Annotated in this window: 13 protein-coding genes; 7 read left to right on the top strand and 6 right to left on the bottom strand. The window is 70.7% G+C overall.

What is annotated here, in order from left to right; all coding sequences use genetic code 11:
• Nucleotides 1-143: 143 nt before the first annotated feature.
• From ABT053_RS13105 to ABT053_RS13095, 3 genes are all read right to left on the bottom strand, one after another.
• Entirely contained in the window at nt 144-2378 is a 2235-nt protein-coding gene (locus tag ABT053_RS13105; RefSeq protein ID WP_350969275.1) for a heavy metal translocating P-type ATPase, read from the bottom strand.
• 229 nt (nt 2379-2607) lie between these two features.
• Complete coding sequence (locus ABT053_RS13100) at nt 2608-3651, bottom strand: DUF8832 domain-containing protein (RefSeq protein ID WP_350969155.1); 1044 nt, start codon at nt 3649-3651, stop codon at nt 2608-2610.
• 342 nt (nt 3652-3993) lie between these two features.
• Nucleotides 3994-6579, bottom strand: a complete 2586-nt coding sequence (locus tag ABT053_RS13095; RefSeq protein ID WP_350969154.1) for a GcvT family protein — start codon at nt 6577-6579, stop codon at nt 3994-3996.
• Between the two features lie 75 nt (nt 6580-6654).
• On the opposite strand from ABT053_RS13095, the gene ABT053_RS13090 reads away from it, so the two are divergent.
• Both ABT053_RS13090 and ABT053_RS13085 read left to right on the top strand, forming a co-directional pair.
• Entirely contained in the window at nt 6655-7605 is a 951-nt protein-coding gene (locus tag ABT053_RS13090; RefSeq protein ID WP_350969153.1) for a phosphotransferase, read from the top strand.
• Entirely contained in the window at nt 7606-9219 is a 1614-nt protein-coding gene (locus tag ABT053_RS13085) for an amino acid permease (protein WP_350969152.1), read from the top strand.
• Between the two features lie 248 nt (nt 9220-9467).
• Here the strand turns inward: ABT053_RS13085 and lipB are convergent, their stop codons facing one another.
• The gene (gene lipB / locus ABT053_RS13080) at nt 9468-10106 is read right to left on the bottom strand and encodes a lipoyl(octanoyl) transferase LipB (protein WP_350969151.1); all 639 of its coding nucleotides are present in this window, start codon (nt 10104-10106) and stop codon (nt 9468-9470) included.
• A 56-nt stretch (nt 10107-10162) separates the two neighbouring features.
• Nucleotides 10163-10348, bottom strand: a complete 186-nt coding sequence (locus ABT053_RS13075) for a PspC domain-containing protein (RefSeq protein ID WP_344743060.1) — start codon at nt 10346-10348, stop codon at nt 10163-10165.
• A gap of 216 nt (nt 10349-10564) precedes the next feature.
• Here ABT053_RS13075 and ABT053_RS13070 point away from each other — a divergent pair, with 216 nt between their 5' ends.
• The gene (locus tag ABT053_RS13070; RefSeq protein WP_350969150.1) at nt 10565-12127 is read left to right on the top strand and encodes a M28 family metallopeptidase; all 1563 of its coding nucleotides are present in this window, start codon (nt 10565-10567) and stop codon (nt 12125-12127) included.
• Nucleotides 12128-12228: 101 nt separating this feature from the next.
• Nucleotides 12229-13731, top strand: coding sequence for a M28 family metallopeptidase (locus ABT053_RS13065; protein ID WP_350969149.1), 1503 nt, complete (start codon nt 12229-12231; stop codon nt 13729-13731).
• A gap of 309 nt (nt 13732-14040) precedes the next feature.
• On the opposite strand, the gene ABT053_RS13060 is transcribed toward ABT053_RS13065, so the two are convergent.
• Nucleotides 14041-14676 (bottom strand): mycothiol-dependent nitroreductase Rv2466c family protein, encoded by a 636-nt coding sequence (locus ABT053_RS13060; RefSeq protein WP_350969274.1) that lies wholly within the window; start codon nt 14674-14676, stop codon nt 14041-14043.
• Nucleotides 14677-14829: 153 nt separating this feature from the next.
• On the opposite strand from ABT053_RS13060, the gene ABT053_RS13055 reads away from it, so the two are divergent.
• From ABT053_RS13055 to ABT053_RS13045, 3 genes are all read left to right on the top strand, one after another.
• The gene (locus ABT053_RS13055; protein WP_350969148.1) at nt 14830-15471 is read left to right on the top strand and encodes a TetR family transcriptional regulator; all 642 of its coding nucleotides are present in this window, start codon (nt 14830-14832) and stop codon (nt 15469-15471) included.
• Nucleotides 15471-15701 (top strand): hypothetical protein, encoded by a 231-nt coding sequence (locus ABT053_RS13050; RefSeq protein WP_350969147.1) that lies wholly within the window; start codon nt 15471-15473, stop codon nt 15699-15701. Before ABT053_RS13055 ends, ABT053_RS13050 begins: the two co-directional genes overlap by 1 nt.
• Nucleotides 15702-15861: 160 nt before the next feature.
• Nucleotides 15862-16692 (top strand): undecaprenyl-diphosphate phosphatase, encoded by an 831-nt coding sequence (locus ABT053_RS13045; RefSeq protein WP_350969146.1) that lies wholly within the window; start codon nt 15862-15864, stop codon nt 16690-16692.
• Nucleotides 16693-16930: the final 238 nt, after the last annotated feature.

Genomic DNA, 16930 nt, shown 5'->3' with positions numbered 1-16930 from the left:
CCCGCGCCGCGAGGGCGCCCCTCACCTGATCACGCCACCGAGGCACCCCTCAATGGCATCCCTCACCCGAACGCGCCGCCAGAGCCCCCTCAAAGACAACCCTCACCCGAACACTCCGTCAGGGCACCCCTCGAAGGCGCCCCTCACCTGAAGCGGCGCAGCCTCAGGCTGTTGCTGACCACGAACACCGAGGAGAGCGCCATCGCGCCCCCGGCGATCATCGGGGTGAGCAGCCCGAGCGCGGCCAGCGGGATGGCCGCCACGTTGTAGGCGAAGGCCCAGAACAGGTTGCTCCGGATGGTGCGCAGCGTGCGGCGGGACAGCCTGATCGCGTCGGCGGCCACCCGCAGGTCGCCCCCGACCAGGGTGAGGTCGGAGGCCTCGATCGCGACGTCGGTGCCGGTGCCCATCGCCATGCCGAGGTCGGCCTGGGCGAGGGCGGCGGCGTCGTTGACCCCGTCGCCGATCATGGCCACGGTACGGCCCTCCGCCTGGAGCCGCTTGACGACCTCCACCTTGTCGGCGGGGAGCACGTCGGCGATCACGTCCTCGATTCCGACGGCCTCGGCGACCGTACGGGCCACCGTCTCGTTGTCGCCGGTCAGCAGGACCGGGCGCAGGCCGAGCGCGCGCAGCGCGGTGACCGCCTCGGCCGAGGTGGGCTTGATCGCGTCGGCGACGGTGAGCACCGCGCGGGCCTTCCCGTCCCAGCCGACCGCGACGGCCGTCTCCCCGCGTGCCCGTGCCCGCTCCAGCTCCTCCTCCAGCTCGGGCGGCAGGTGCTGCGACCAGTCGGCGAGCAGCCGGGGCCGCCCGACGAGCACGGCGTGCCCGTCGACGACGCCCTGGACGCCGAGGCCCTCGACGTTCGCGAAGTCCTCGACCTGGGCGGTGGAGTCCGCCGCGCGGGCGACGGCGCGGGCCACGGGGTGCTCGGAGGCGCCCTCCAGCGCCCCGGCGAGCCGGAGCACCTCCTCGCGCTCCTCACCGGCGGCGGGGAAGACGTCCTTGAGGGTCATCGTGCCCGAGGTCACGGTGCCGGTCTTGTCCAGGACCACGGTGTCGATGCCGTGGGTCGACTCCAGCGCCTCCGGCCCCTTGATCAGGATGCCCAGCTGGGCGCCCCGGCCGGTGCCGACCATCAGCGCGGTCGGCGTGGCGAGGCCCAGGGCGCAGGGGCAGGCGATGATCAGCACCGCCACGGCGGCGGTGAAGGCCGCGGCGGCTCCGGAGCCGGTACCGAGCCAGAAGCCGAGGGTCGCCACGGACAGCGCGATCACGATCGGCACGAACACCGCGGAGATCCGGTCGGCCAGCCGCTGCACGGCGGCCTTGCCGTTCTGCGCGTCCTCCACCAGCCTGGCCATCTGGGCGAGCTGGGTGTCCGAGCCGACCCGGGTGGCCCTCACCACGAGGCGCCCCCCGGCGTTCACGGTGGCGCCGACCACCGCGTCGCCCGGCCGCACCTCGACGGGGACCGACTCGCCGGTCAGCATGGACGCGTCCACGGCCGAGGACCCCTCCTCGACCACGCCGTCCGTCGCGATCTTCTCCCCCGGCCGTACGACGAAGAGGTCGCCCACCGTGAGCCCGCCGACCGGGACGATCTCCCCGGAGGCCAGCGTGACGTCCTTGGCGCCCATCGACAGCAGCGCGCGGAGCGCGGCACCGGCGCGGCGCTTGGAGCGGGCCTCGAAGTAACGGCCCGCGAGGATGAAGGTGACCACCCCGGCGGCGGCCTCGAAGTAGATGTTTCCCGAGCCGTCGCCCCCGGACAGGGTGAACTCGAAGCCGTGCCGCATGCCCGGCATGCCCGCCGTGCCGAAGAACAGGGCCCAGAGGGACCAGGAGAAGGCGGCGATCGTCCCCAGAGAGACCAGCGTGTCCATGGTCGCGGCGCCGTGCCGCAGGTTGGTCCAGGCCGCCCGGTGGAAGGGCCACCCGCCGTAGACCACGACGGGTCCGGCCAGGGCGAGGGAGAGCCACTGCCAGTTGTCGAACTGCAGCGCCGGGATCATCGCCATCGCGACGACCGGCACCGACAGCACGATCGAGGTGACCAGGCGCTGCCTGAGGGGAGCGAGCCCGGCGCGCTCCCCCTCCTTCTCGTCCTCGTCCGTCCCGTCCCGCTCGGCGGACACCGGCGGAGCGGGCGGTTCGGCGGTGTATCCGGCCTTCGCCACCTCCGCGACCAGGTCGTCGGGGGTGACTCCGGCGGGGTAGGCGACCTTCGCCTTCTCGGTGGCGTAGTTGACGGTCGCGGTCACGCCGTCCAGCTTGTTGAGCTTGCGCTCGATGCGGGCCGCGCAGGAGGCACAGGTCATGCCGCCGATGGCGAGCTCGATCTCACCGCGGGCGGGTGCTTCGCCGGTGGTCATGGACGTCACGGCCTCTCCTCGTGCCTTCTCTGTCTCTTCTGCCTCTGTCGTCTTCTCTGTCGTCGTACGCGGCCCGGAGCCGTCGCCGCCTCGATGCCCCCGACGGCCGGAACCCTCGCCCGGGAGCGGGCCCGTCCCCCGGCCCGGCGCGGGGCGTCGCCCGCGCGAGGGGTGTGTCCAGGCATGCATCTCTCCTCGCTATGAGAACACGTAACCCCTACGGGGTATTTCACGGCTGGTGGCCGTGCCCGTGGCCGTCCCCGGACGGCGCCGTGGCCGTGCTCCCCTCGGGATCCGGGCTCGTGGCGGCGGTGAACACGGCGGTACGGACGGTCCCGGCGTGCTTGAAGTCCAGGTAGAGCCCGTAGGTCCCCGCGCTCGGCACCTCGGCGTAGAAGGTGATGTTCGGGCCGGGCGCGGTACGCCCGTCGCCGGGCGCGCCGTCGGGATGCACGTGCAGGTAGGCGAGATCACCGTCGCGCAGCGCGACCAGGTGCCCGTACGCGGCCAGGTAGGGCTGCAGGTCGGTGACCGGCTCGCCGTCCTTGGCGATCGAGAGCGTGAGCATGCTCGTACGGCCGGGGATGAGGTCTCCCGCGAGGGTGACGGTGTAGTCGCCCACCTTGGCCGTCTCGGCCGGGATCGCGGGCGGCTCGGGCCGGTAGTCGCCCGCCACCGACAGGTCCATGCCGAGCGTCAGGGGCTGCGCGCCCTCGGGGGCGAAGTCGGCGAACGCGCGGTACTCCCCGGCGGAGGGGAGGTCGAGCGGGACCGACCAGACCCCGCCTCCCAGCTGGGTGGGGTGCAGGTGCTGGAAGCCCGTCAGGTCGCGGCGGACCACGATGAAGTGCATTTTCTTGTCGTGCTGGGTGGTGAAGCCGGTGACGGGGGATCCGCCGGGACCGATCACCGAGAAGCGGAAGTCGGCCCGCTTGCCCGCCTTGACCTCGTCGGTCTCCGGCATGAGCATGTATCCGCCCTGGGCGACCTGGAGCCCCGCGGGAAGCGTCAGTGCCTTCGCGGCCGTCGTCTCCCGCCCGGCGTCCTGGTGGCCGCCGTGGCCCGCACCCGCCCCGGCGTCCTGACCCGCGCCCCGCTCGGTGCCCGTGCCGGTGCCGCTTCCGGCGCCGGTGTCACGAGAGCTCTCGGCCGCCGCGCTTCCCGCCGGCCCGACCGGACCGGCCAGCCGGCCCGCCCCCAGAGCCCCGCCGAACACCACGGCCAGCCCCAGCGCGTACGCACCCATCTTGATCGCGCCGTTCATCTCGACCATCCCTCCTCATACCCATGGGGGGTATCTACTCGCTCGACCACAGTGCCACACCACCACCTTTTCGGCAACCCCAGGGGGGTATATCTGACTCCGGTCTCCAGGTCACAGGATGGCCGAAACGCGGGTCCGTGACGGGACCTATGGGAAATCAGGGACGGGTGTCGTTCGCCCGCCGCCGGAGCCGCGAGGGGCAGGGGAGGGCCGGGAAACCGGCCGGACCCCGGCCGACCGGCGCCTTTGCCAGCCCCGGCACTCCCCCGGCCCGCTCCGATGCCCTCCGTTTCTCTCCGGTTCTCTCCGGCGGCGTCACGCCGGACCGGTGGGGCGCGCCTCCGGGAGCGGTCAGGACGGCAGGCGCCGGACGCGTTCCGAGGACGGGTCGTAGAGGGGTTCCGCGGTGACGGCGGCGCCTGCCCAGGTGCCGGTGACGCCGACCTCCACGCGGTCGCCGGGGGCGGTGCCCTCCGGCAGGTAGGCGTAGGCGATCGAGCGGTCGACACGGTGGCCGTACCCGCCGCTGGTCACCCGCGAGACGGGCAGGCCACCGGCGCGGACCGGCTCCCCGCCGAGGCAGACCTGGCTGGGGTCGTCCAGGACCAGGCAGAACAGACGCCGCGCGGGCGCACCGGTCCCCGCACTCGCACTCGCCCCGATATCGGTCCCCGCACTCGCACCGGTATCGACGCCGGCGCCCGCACGGGCCTGCAGGGCCGCGCGGCCGAGGAAGTCCTTGTCGCGGGCGACCGCGAAGCCCAGGCCCGCCTCGTGGGGGGTGGTCTCCGGGGTGATGTCCATGCCCCAGACGCGGTAGCCCTTCTCCAGGCGCATCGAGTCGATCGCGCGGTACCCGGCCGGGCGCATGCCGTACGGCGCGCCCGCCTCCATGAGCGTGTCCCACAGCGTCAGCCCGTACTCCGACGGGCAGTACAGCTCCCAGCCGAACTCTCCGACGAACGTCACCCGCTGGGCCAGCACCGGGACGTTCCCGACACTGATCTCCCTGGCCCTCATGTAGCCGAAGGTCAGGTCGTCGCCGGAGACGGAACCGAGGATGTCGAGCGCCCGCGGGCCCCACAGGCAGTAGCAGGCGTGCGCCGAGGTGACGTCGCGGACGTCGAGGCCCTGACCCCGGAGCCAGGCGGCGTCGTGGACGCCGAAGGCGGTGCCGGTGACCAGCCGGAACCGGTCCTCCGCCAGGCGGGTGACGGTCAGGTCGGCCTCGATGCCGCCGCGCTCGTTGAGGAGCTGGGTGTAGACGATCGAGCCCGCCGGTTTGTCGAGCTGTCCCGCGCACGCCCGCTGCAGCCCCTCCAGGGCCCCGGGCCCCGACACCTCCAGCTTGGAGAACGAGGTCTGGTCGAAGAGACCGGCGGCGTCGCGGGTGGCCAGGCACTCCTCGCGTACGGCGGGCGACCAGATCCGGCCCGCCCAGCCGTCCGGGCGGGGACCCGGGCCGTCCGGGGCGACAGCCTGGCCGTCAGCGGGGAGGCTCCCGCTGTCCAGGGGAGCAGTCTGGCCGTCCGGGCGGGGTCCCTCGTCGTCCGCGAGAAGGTCCCGGGCGGGTTCGTACCAGTTGACCCGTTCCCAGCCGGACTTCTCGCCGAACGCCGCTCCCAGCTCCACGTGGCGCACCCAGGCGGGCGAGCGGCGGAGCGGCCGGGCGGCGGTGCGCTCCTCGCCGGGGTAGACGATGTCGTAGTACTTCGAGTACGAGTCCAGGGCCTTGGCGCGGGTCCACGATGCGGAACGGGCATGGGCTCCGAAACGCCGCAAATCCATGCCGAACATGTCGTATTCGGGCGAACCATCCACGATCCACTCGGCCATCACCTTGCCCACGCCCCCGGCCGCCGCCAGGCCGTGGACGCAGAATCCGGCCGCCGCCCACAGCCCGCGGACCGGGGTCTCGCCGAGGAGGAACTCGCCGTCGGGGGTGAACGCCTCGGGGCCGTGCACGACCTTCGTGATCTCGGTACGGGCCAGGTCGGGGACCCGCCGCACCGCCGATTCCCACGATTCCCGAAATTTCGGCATATCCGGGGGAAAGACGGTTCGCGGCTCATCCAGTGGAGCATCCGTATCCCATATCTCCGGATTCCGGATATATCCACCTACCAGAATTCCGCCGGCCCCTTCCCGGAAATAGACAATGTTGTCTGGGTCCCGCACCGTAGGCATGGACGACGGAACCCCGAATGATTCGGTGGTGACATATTGGTGTTTGATCGGCACGACCGGAATATCGACACCGGCCAGCCGCCCGACCCGCCCGCTGGCCGCTCCGGCCGCGACGACGACGGTCTCCGCCTGGACCGACCACTCCTCGAAATCCTCGGACCCCTCGGCCCCCGACGCGAGCCGTACCCCGGTGACCGCGCCCCCCGCCACGTCGATTCCCGTCACGCGGGTCCCGGTGTGAATCCGCACCCCCAGCTTCCGCGCCCCGGCCGCCAGCGCCCTGGCCAGCAGCGCCGGGTCCAGCCAGCCGTCCCCGGGCAGCCAGAGCGCGGCCCGCACGTCGTCGGCACGCAGCAGCGGGAGCATCTCCTTGGCCTCGGCGCCGGTGATCACCTCCAGGCCCAGCCCGTAGGTCTCCCCGGCCCCGGCCAGCCGCAGCGACTCCTCCACCCGCTCGGGCGTGGTGGCCAGGCGGAGGCCGCCCACCCCGTGCCACCCCGGGTCGAGCCCGGTGAGCTCGGCCAGCTCGGGATAGAGCCCGGCCGAATACATGATCATCTTGGTCTGGGTGACCGTGGAGCGGAGCTGGCCCACGAACCCGGCCGAGTGCCAGGTGGTCCCCTCGGTGAGTTCGTGCTGTTCGACGAGGATCACCTCGGTCCAGCCGAGCCTCGCCAGGTGGTAGGCGACGCTGCAACCGGCCACCCCGCCGCCGATCACGACGGCTCGCGCGGAGCTGGGAAGTTTCAAGGCGCGCAACCCCTCTGTAACAACTAGTCCACAGAATCGGATCAATGGTATGAAGGTAGGCCAAAGGAGGGCGGCATGCCAGATCCTCTAGCGGACGTCCGTAAATGGGCTGACCAGCCCGTGACCGAGACTCTGATCAAGGGTGGGCTCAGCCACCGGATCTCCCGGCTCACCACGGCCGACGGGCGGCGATGGCTGCTGCGCGTGCTGGACCCCCGGGTCTCGGCGGCCGGCCTGGGCATACCGCTCGACCAGGAGATCGCCAACACGGTCCACGCCGCGGACGCGGGAGTCGGGCCCAAGGTGCTGCACCGGCTGCCGGGCGCGCTGGTCCTGGAGTATCTCGACGGCGTCACCCTGGACGCCCACGCCGTACGGACGATCCCCGGCCCGATCGCGGCGGCCTGCCGGCGGCTGCACGCCGGGCCCAGGTTCGTCAACGACTTCTCCATCTTCCGCAAGCTCGACGAGTTCCTCGCCCTCTGCCGTACCCACGAACTGGGCACACCCGACGGCTACCGGGACCGTCTTCCCGCGGCGGCGGAGATCGAACGGGCGCTCGCCGCCGATCCGCTGCCCACGGTGCCGTGCCACAACGACCTGCTGCCGGAGAACTTCATCCGCTGCGGCAGCGAGGTCAGGATCGTCGACTACCAGCTCTCGGGGAACAACGACCCGGCCTTCGAGCTGGGCGACATCGCGGCCGAGGCGGACTACGACCCGGACCTCACCGACCGGCTGGCCCGCGCCTACTTCGGCACCGGCGACCGGCGGCTCGCCTCCCGGGTCCGGCTCAACCTGATCATGTCCAACCTCACCTGGACGCTCTGGTTCGCCGTGCACCACGGGCTGCTCAAGGAGCAGGCGGCCGACGCCGACTTCGACTACGAGGCCGAGGCGGCCGACAAGTTCTCGCAAGCCGTACGGGACCTGGACGACCCGGGGTTCGGACGGCTCGTCGACGACGTCCGGGGCGCGAGCCCCGGATCTCCCCACCCCCCCGCACCACCACGCAAGGAGGCTTGAGTGACCAAGCCAACATCGGTCGACTCGGTCGACGAGGACGCGAAACGCCTCGCCGAACTCGGATACAAGCAGGAGCTCTCCAGAACCTGGAGCGGCTTCTCCAACTTCGCCATCTCCTTCTCGATCATCTCCATCCTGGCCGGCTGCTTCACCACGTTCGGCCAGGCCTGGAACAACGGTGGCCCCGTCGCCATCGCGTGGGGATGGCCGCTGATCTCGATCTTCATTCTGATCATCGGGCTGTGCATGTCGGAACTGGTCTCGGCCTATCCGACCGCGGGCGGCATCTACTGGTGGGCCGCCAAGATGGGCAAGCCGATCCACGGCTGGTTCACCGGGTGGTTCAACCTCATCGGCCTGATCGCCGTGACGGCCTCGGTCGACTACGGCTGCGCGACCTTCCTGAACATCACCCTCAACCGGTTCTTCCCCGGCTGGGACCCCAGCCTGACCAACGCGTTCATCCTGTTCGCGGTCATCCTGGTGCTGCACGCCCTGATCAACGTCTTCAGCCACCGGCTCATCTCGACGCTGCAGAACGTCTCGGTGTGGTGGCACGTGTTCGGCGCGGCGGTGGTCGTGCTGATCCTGGTCTTCGGCCCCGACTCGCACCAGTCGATGTCGTTCGTCTTCACCGAGACGATCAACAACTCCGGCTTCTCCGACTCGTCGTACTGGTTCTACGTGCTGCCGCTCGGCTTCCTGCTGACCCAGTACACGATCACCGGGTTCGACGCGTGCGCGCACGTGTCCGAGGAGACCCAGGGCGCCTCCACCGCCGCCGCCAGGGGACTGTGGCAGTCGATCTTCTACTCGGCGATCGGCGGCTGGATCCTGCTCCTCGCCTTCCTGTTCGCGGCCACCGACGTGGACGCGGTCAACGAGGCGGGCGGCTTCGTCGGCGCCATCTTCGACAGCGCGCTCCCCGGCAACCTGGCCACGGCGATCTTCGCGATCTCCACCATCGGCCAGTTCTTCTGCGGGATGAGCTGCGTGACCTCGATGTCCCGGATGACCTACGCCTTCTCCCGCGACGGCGCCATCCCCGGCTGGCGCCTGTGGTCGAGGGTGGACCGCAACCGGACCCCCGTCAACGCGATCGTCTTCGGCTGCGCGGCCGCGCTGATCCTCACCCTGCCCGCGTTGTACGAGGCCCCCGGCGGTCTGCCGCTCGCCTTCTACGCGGTCGTGTCGGTGGCGGTCATCGGCCTCTACATCGCCTTCGCGATCCCGATCTGGCTCCGGCTGCGGATGGGCGACCGGTTCCAGCCGGGGCCCTGGACGCTGGGGTCGAAGTACAAGGTCATGTGCTGGATCGCCATCGTCGAGATCTTCGTCGTCTCGGTCTACTTCATCATGCCGCTGGTCCCGGCCGCGGTGCCGTTCAGCGACGACTTCACCTGGACCGCGGTCAACTACTCGCCGATCGTGGTCGGCGTGATGGTGCTGGCCGTGGGCCTGTGGTGGACGCTGTCGGCCAGGCACTGGTTCACCGGCCCGCGCCGCACGGTCGACATGGCGGAGGCGTTCGACCCGGCGGCCTCCGCGGGCCCGGCGGGTCCGGCCGGGTCGGCGGGGTCGGCGGGTCCGGCCGGCAAGGAGCCGATCGGCTGACCCTCGCCCCGAGAGCACGAGGTGACCGGCCCGCTCCCCGAGACCGGGCCGGTCACCGCTTCGGACCCCGTACCCCCGAGAACCGGCCCGCGCGAACCCGGGCCCGCTCGAACCCGTGTCCCGAGAACCGCCCGCGCGAACTCGTACCCCGAGAACCGACCGGTGCGGATCCGTACACCGAGAACCGGCCCGCGCGAACCCGGGCGCGTTCGAAAGCCTCCGAGCTCGAAAAACTCCCCGAGAGCCCGTCAGCTCGCCTCGAAGGCCTCCGCCACCGCCGCGCGGACCCGGTCCATCGCCGCGGCGGCGGGGGCCTCGCGTCCCATGGAGGTCATGTCGACGTCGGGCATGCCGCAGGCGACCGCCCAGCCCCACGGGGTGAGGTCGCCGTCGACGTTGAGGGCGAACCCGTGGCTGGTGACACCGCGGCTCTGCCGCATGCCGATCGAGACGATCTTGCGTCCCGTCCCGGACGTCCACACGCCGGTCAGCAGCTCCGAACCCGGCGGGGTGTCGCGGCGCTCGGCCGCGACCCCCAGCGCGCCGAGCGCGCGGACGAGCCTCAGCTCGACCTCGCGGACGTAGTCGACGATCCCCTCGTCCTCGCCGAGCTTGACGACCAGGTATCCGACCAGCTGGCCGGGGCCGTGGTAGGTGAGCTGCCCGCCGCGACCCGTGCTCACGACCGGGATGCCGTGAGCGGGGTCGGGCAGGTGCTGCTCAGGGGTTCGCCTGCCCACGGTGTAGACCTGCGGGTGGCTGAGCAGCCAGAGCGTGTCGGAGCGCTCGTCGCGCTGCCGCTGACCGACCAGGTCGGTCATCCGCTCCATGGCCTTCTCGTAGTCGACCAGGTCGTCCTGGACCAGGGACAGTGGGCGTCGCCTCATGCCCCCAGCCTATTTTCAGCGGCGGACCGCGGACGCCCCGGGGACGTCCTGGGACTCTAGTAGCGGACCGCGGGCGCCTTGGGGACGAAGATCCACATGAGCACGTAGGCGACCCACAGGGGCCCCGGGATGAGCGAGAGCAGCAGCCAGAACACCCGGACAAGGGTGGGCGGCATGTTGAGGGTCTCCGCGATCCCGCCGCAGACCCCGGCGATTATCTTGTGGTTTCTCGAACGGTGCACGATACCTCTCCCCGAATCGGTGTTCTTCGTCTCTTCAAACGAACGACCGGAACCCACCCGTTCCCGGGACACCCCTGAGAAAACCCTGTCAGGGTCGGCTCGGTAACTTTTCTCGAATCCGAGCGTCGGCACATCTAGGCGAAACCAGTTGATCACGGTACGTTCCGCCATGTACGTAATAGGGGATCCCCCCTCCGTTCCACCCCGAGGAGCGCTATGCGCCTGAGGTTACGACGCAGCATGGTCAAGACCGCCACCCTGGTCACGGCCATCGCTCTCCCCCTCGCCTTCACCGTCCCGGCGAGCGCGACAACCGCGACCACGGCATCCCCCGGCGTCACCGACGTCCTCGCTAACGTGTTCGCGACGCAGATCAAGGGCAGCAACGTCAAGAAGCACCTGGACAAGTTCCAGCAGATCGCGACCGCCAACGGCGGCAACCGCGCCGCGGGCTCGCCCGGTTACGACGCCTCCCTCGCCTACGTGCAGGACAAGCTGCGCAAGGCCGGATACAAGACCTCCACGACCGACGTCGAGTTCCCGCTGGGCTGGGAGGAGGCGAGCCCCTCCGTCCTGCAGCAGACGGCCCCCGAGGCGAAGACCTACGCCAACCCGGCCGACTTCGTGACCGTGATCTCCTCCAGCGGAGGTGACGTCACCGCGCAGGTGCAGGTGGTCGACCCCGTGATCCCGCCGGCGCCGACCCCGAACACCTCGACGGCGGGTTGTGAGACCTCCGACTTCGCCGGATTCGTCCCCGGCCGGATCGCGCTGATCCAGCGCGGCACCTGCCCGTTCATCGACAAGGCCACCAACGCCAAGGCGGCGGGCGCGGCCGGTGTGATCTTCTTCAACGAGGGCCAGCCCGGCCGTACGGACCCGCTCGTCTTCGACATCATCGAGTGGCGCTTCGGCTTCCCCATCGTGATGGCGAGCACGGCCGTCGGCCTCGACCTGGCCGACAGCCCGAACACCACCGTCCGCCTCAAGGTCGACGCCGAGACCACGGTCGGCCGTACCAAGAACCTGATCGCCGACACCCGCTGGGGCAAGTCCGGCGAGATCGTCGCGGTCGGCGCCCACCTGGACGGCGTGCCCGAGGGCGCCGGCATCAACGACAACGGCTCCGGCAGCGCCGCCGTCCTGGAGACCGCGCTGAAGCTGGCGTACGTGCCGACCAAGTACAAGGTGCGCTTCGCCTGGTGGGGTGCCGAGGAGCTGGGCCTGCTCGGCTCCGACCAGTACGTCGCGGGCCTGTCGCAGGCCGAGAAGGACAAGATCAGGCTCTACCTGAACTTCGACATGATCGCCTCGCCGAACGACGGCACCTTCCTGTACGACGGTGACGACTCCGACGCCGAGGGCGCCCCCGCGGGCCCGGCCGGATCGCCGGAGATCGAGAAGCGCCTCGAGGCGTTCTACACCAAGCGGAACCTGCCGTTCGAGGGCACCGACTTCACCGGCCGCTCCGACTACGGCGCGTTCATCGCCAACGGCATCCCGGCCGGTGGTATCTTCACCGGCGCCGAGGGCATCAAGACCCCCGAGCAGGCCGCCAAGTTCGGCGGGACCGCGGGCCTCGCCTACGACCCCTGCTACCACGCCGCCTGCGACGGCATCGACAACATCAACGCCGCCGCACTCGAGCGCAACTCCAAGGCCGTGGGCTACAGCACCGCGTACTTCGCCTACGACCTGACCGGCATTCCCGACCGCAACGCGGCACTCGCCAAGTCCGCGGCGAAGTCCGCGGCGGCCCCCGAGGGCGCCGCCCGCTAGGGACTGCTCTTCGCAAGCGCACCACCACGCTGTACGGCGCGCACCCGCCACGGGTGCGCGCCGCTCGGGGGACCCACACACCCTCAAACCCGAGGAGCATGATGCGCAGTCTGTGGACCATGGGCATGGCGGCGATCCTTGCCATCCCGTTGGCGTTCACCGCACCATCGGCGTCGGCAGCGGCCCCACCGGACATCTCGCTGACCGCCGTTAAGGCACACCTCACACAGCTCCAGTCCATCGCGACCGCCAACGGCGGCAACCGCGCCCACGGCCGCCCCGGCTACCTGGCCTCGGCCAACTACGTCAGGGGCCTGCTGAACAGCGCGGGATTCACCACCTCCCTGCAGTCGTTCACCTACAACGGCGCGACCGGCTACAACGTCATCGCCGACTGGCCGGGCGGTGACCCGAACGACATCCTCATGGTCGGCTCCCACCTCGACAGCGTGACCGCGGGACCGGGCATCAACGACAACGGCTCCGGCAGCGCCGCCATCCTGGAGACCGCCCTCGAGGTCTCCCGCCAGTCGCTGGCACCCACCAAGCACCTCCGCTTCGCGTGGTGGGGCGCCGAGGAGCTGGGCCTGCGCGGCTCCCAGTACTACGTGAACAACCTCCCGGCCACCGAGCGGGCCAAGATCAAGGGCTACTACAACTTCGACATGGTCGGCTCGCCCAACGCCGGCTACTTCGTCTACGACGGCGACAACTCCGACGGCGTCGGCTCGGGCCCCGGCCCGGCGGGTTCGGCGCAGCTGGAGGCGACGCTCCAGGCGTACTTCACCTCGATCGGCGTGTCCACCCGGGGCACCGACTTCGACGGCCGCTCCGACTACGGGCCGTTCATCTCGGTCGGCATCCCCGCGGGCGGCACCTTCACCGGTGCCGAGGGCGTCAAGTCCAGCGCCCAGGCCACCCTCTGGGGCGGTACGGCGGGGCAGGCGTTCGACCCCTGCTACCACCGGGCGTGCGACACCACGTCCAACATCAGCGACACCGCGCTGAACCGCAACGCCGACGCCATCGCCTACGCGGTGTGGACGACCGCGACCGCCGTGGCCCCGACGGTCGTCTGGCAGGACACCTTCGAGACCGCGACCGGCTGGACGACCAACCCCTCGGGGACCGACACCGCCACCTCCGGCCTGTGGGAGCGCGGTGACCCCGAGGCCACCACCTCCAGCGGCGCCAAGCAGCTCGGCACCACCGTCAGCGGCACCAACGACCTGGTCACCGGCAGGCTCGCGGGCGCGGCCGCGGGCGACTACGACCTCGACGGAGGCATCACCAGCGTCCGGTCCCCGGCCGTCACCCTGCCCTCGACGGGAACGCTGAGGCTGGCGTTCTCCTGGTACCTGGCGCACGGTTCCAACGCGTCCAACGCCGACTTCCTGCGCGTGAAGGTCGTCGGCTCCACCACCACCCAGGTGTTCCAGCAGCTCGGCGCGGCCTCCAACCGCAACGGCGCCTGGGGCGCGGCCAACGTCGACGTCTCCGCCTTCGCGGGGCAGAGCGTCCGCATCCTGGTCGAGGCCGGTGACGCCTCGGGCGCCTCCCTGGTCGAGGCCGGGGTCGACGACGTGAAGCTGACCCGCCAGTGAGCGGGACGGTGACCCGGCGGCGGTAAGCGAGACCGGGTGCGGCCCGCGCCTTCCCCTCCACGGGCCGTCCGGATTCCCGTCCGGGCGGCCCGCCACGCGGGCCGCACCCCCTCGCGGAAAGACAGCTCACGGGAAGACCGTGCTCGGGAAGACCGTGCTCGGGAAGACCGTGCTCGGATAGACCGTGCTCGGGAAGCTCCTCTCATTGGAGGAACCCCTCCTGGCCAGCCCGCTCGTGGCAGGCCCGCTCTCGGAGGGACCTCTCTCAGCGGAACCCCTCTCAGCGGACCCGCCCCCGGCCCCGGCCCGTCAGCTCGGGTCGTCGTCGAGCCGGGGCTCCTCGTGCGGGGCGCCCTTGAGCTCGTGGAAGCCCGGGGTCGCGGCCACCAGCAGCGTCCCGTCCCACAGGCGGCCCGCCTGCTCGCCCACCGGAGTCCGGGAGATCACCGGGCCGAAGAACACCACGCGCCCGCCACCGGTGGCGGGGCCGGTGACGGCGACCACCGGGGTGCCGACGTGCTCGCCGATCAGGCCGATGCCCTCCGCGTGCGAGGCGCGCACCGCCTCGTCGTAGGCCGTCGAGGTCCCGGCCTCGGCCAGCTCCGGCGGCAGGCCGGCGGCGACCAGGGAGTCGTGCAGGGAACCGGCCCAGTCCTCCCCGCGGGCGCGCCCGGCGGTCCACATCGCGGTGTAGAGCCTCCCGAGCGCCTCCTGGCCGTACTCCTGCCGGACGGCCGCGCAGACGCGCACGGGCACCCACAGGTATCCCTCCGTGTCGCCCTCGGGATCCTCCTCGCGGCCCTCGTTGAGCACCGACAGGCTCATCACGTGCCAGCGCACCTCGACGGGCCGCACCCGCTCCACCTCCACCAGCCACCGGGAGGTGATCCAGGTGTACGGGCAGGAGGGGTCGAACCAGAAGTCCGCGATCGTCTTGTCCGTCATGCCCAGCTCTCCGATCGTCGTCCCGGGTCGCAGCACCCAGGAATATGCCACTTCGCCGAGCCGCCCGCCTCCCCCGTTCCTCGTCCCCGTTCCTCGTCGCAAAAAGATGAACCGGGTTTGCTTTTGAACCTAGTACGGTTTTACAGTGGTCGCATGGCAGGACTACGGGAGCGGAAGAAGGAACAGACCCGGCGGCGGATCGCCGCGGTGGCGCTGCGGCTGTTCGCCGAGCGCGGCTTCGACGCGGTGACCGTCAACGAGATCGCCGAGGCCGCCGAGGTGGCGAAGGTGACGCTGTTCAAATACTTCCCGACCAAGGAGTCACTCGTCCTGCGGGGAGTGGGCCAGGAGAATCTGGCGGGGATCGTCGCCGCGCGGCCGGCCGGGCGGTCGCCGCTGGAGGCGCTGCGGGAGCACTACCGGGGGTTCGCCACCGAGCCCGCGGAGGCGGTCGACAGGGAGACGCTGATCGTCCAGATGCGGGTGATCTTCGCCAGCCCCGCCCTCAGCAGCGGGGCGAACGACCTGCTCCACGGCCAGCGCCTGGCGCTGGCGCGGGTGCTCGCCGAAGAACGCGACGAGCTGACGGCCGCGCTGATGGCCGCCCAGATCACCGCCTCGGTGCTGACCCTGCAGGAGAGGTTCTTCCGCCACCTGGTCTCCGGCGCCTCGACGGACGAGGCGGGCAGGCGCCTCTGCGGGGACGTCGAGCTCGCCTTCGACCTGCTGGAAAACGGTCTCGGCCAACCGCTCGACCGACCGTTCGACCGACCGCTCGACCAACCGGGAGAATGATGCGCGCGAAAGGGATCAAATACGACACGGGGTTCCTCCCCGGCCAGAGCAACACCCGCGAGGAGGGGGTGGACACCGCGCTCTGGTTCACCTTCGCGGGCTTCGGCCGTATTGGGGAGGGGGACCTCGCCTCCTACGGCGTGGTCAGGATGATCGACCGGGAGCGCTGGGTGCCGAAGGAGGTGTTCCACACGATGGCGGCCAGGTACGCCCGCGGCCGAACGATCTGACGGGAGTCGTCCCGGCGGGCGAAGGGCCAGGTACGGCCGTTCGCGAACGGGATCACGGATGGAGCACGACCGGCATCGGCCGAACGGCCGGGTCACAGTTCCCCCGCCGCTCCGCTAGCCTCGCGTAGGTTACGCACGCGCTGGTACGGAAGGTGCTCAAGTGATCGGCTGGTTCGAAGCGGTGGTCCTCGGACTGATTCAGGGATTGACGGAGTTTCTGCCGATCTCCTCCAGTGCCCACATCAGGGTCGTGTCGGCGTTCTTCGGCTGGCAGGATCCGGGAGCCGCGTTCACCGCGGTCATCCAGCTCGGCACCGAGGCCGCGGTGGTCATCTACTTCCGCAAGGACATCTGGGAGATCGTCTCCACCTGGACGCGCTCCCTGTGGACCCCCGCCCTGCGCGCCCACCACGCCGCCCGGATGGGCTGGTACGTCATCGTCGGCACCATCCCGATCGTGGTGCTCGGCCTGCTCTTCAAGGACTCCATCGAGGGCGCCTTCCGCGACCTGCGCCTGATCGGCATGACGCTGATCGTCTTCGGCCTGGTCCTGTGGTTCGCCGACCACACCGCCCGCAACAGGCTCACCCTGGAGCGGCACCTCAGCTTCACCCACGCCCTCATCTACGGCTTCGCCCAGTCGCTCGCCCTCATCCCCGGCGTGTCCCGCTCCGGCGGCACCATCAGCGCCGGGCTGCTGCTGGACTACCGCCGCGAGGAGGCCGCCAAGTACTCCTTCCTGCTCGCCATCCCGGCCGTGCTGGGCGCGGGCTTCCTGGAGCTGTTCAAGATCGGCGAGGGCGCGGCCCCGGAGTGGGGGCCCACGATCCTGGCCACCGTGATCTCGTTCATCGTGGGCTACCTGGCGGTCTCGTGGTTCCTGAAGTACATCAGCACCCACCGGTTCACCGGTTTCGTGATCTACCGGATCGCCCTCGGGATCGTCATCATCGCCCTGGTGAGCTTCGGGGTCCTCGACCCCTCGGCCTAGACGGACTGGACGGACTGGACGGCCTGGACGGCCTGAACCGCCTGAGCGGTCTGGACGGCTTGTACAAGCGGGTGCGGGCTCGGCCGGTGCCGTACCACCTGCGTCCACGACCAACCAGGCGTGCCGGACGAAGCGCCCGGCGTTTTGGGCGGGATTTTAGGGTGTGGGCGGCAGGGGCGGGTGTGTCGCTGCTACGACTCCGCTGGTTGATCTGTTGGGATTTGCAAGACCCCCACTG

It is taken from the genome of Streptosporangium sp. NPDC002524, from assembly GCF_040295985.1.
Classification (GTDB): domain Bacteria; phylum Actinomycetota; class Actinomycetes; order Streptosporangiales; family Streptosporangiaceae; genus Streptosporangium.
The sequence above is the reverse complement of the archived record's forward strand: the minus strand, read 5'-3'. Positions and strand labels throughout refer to the sequence as shown.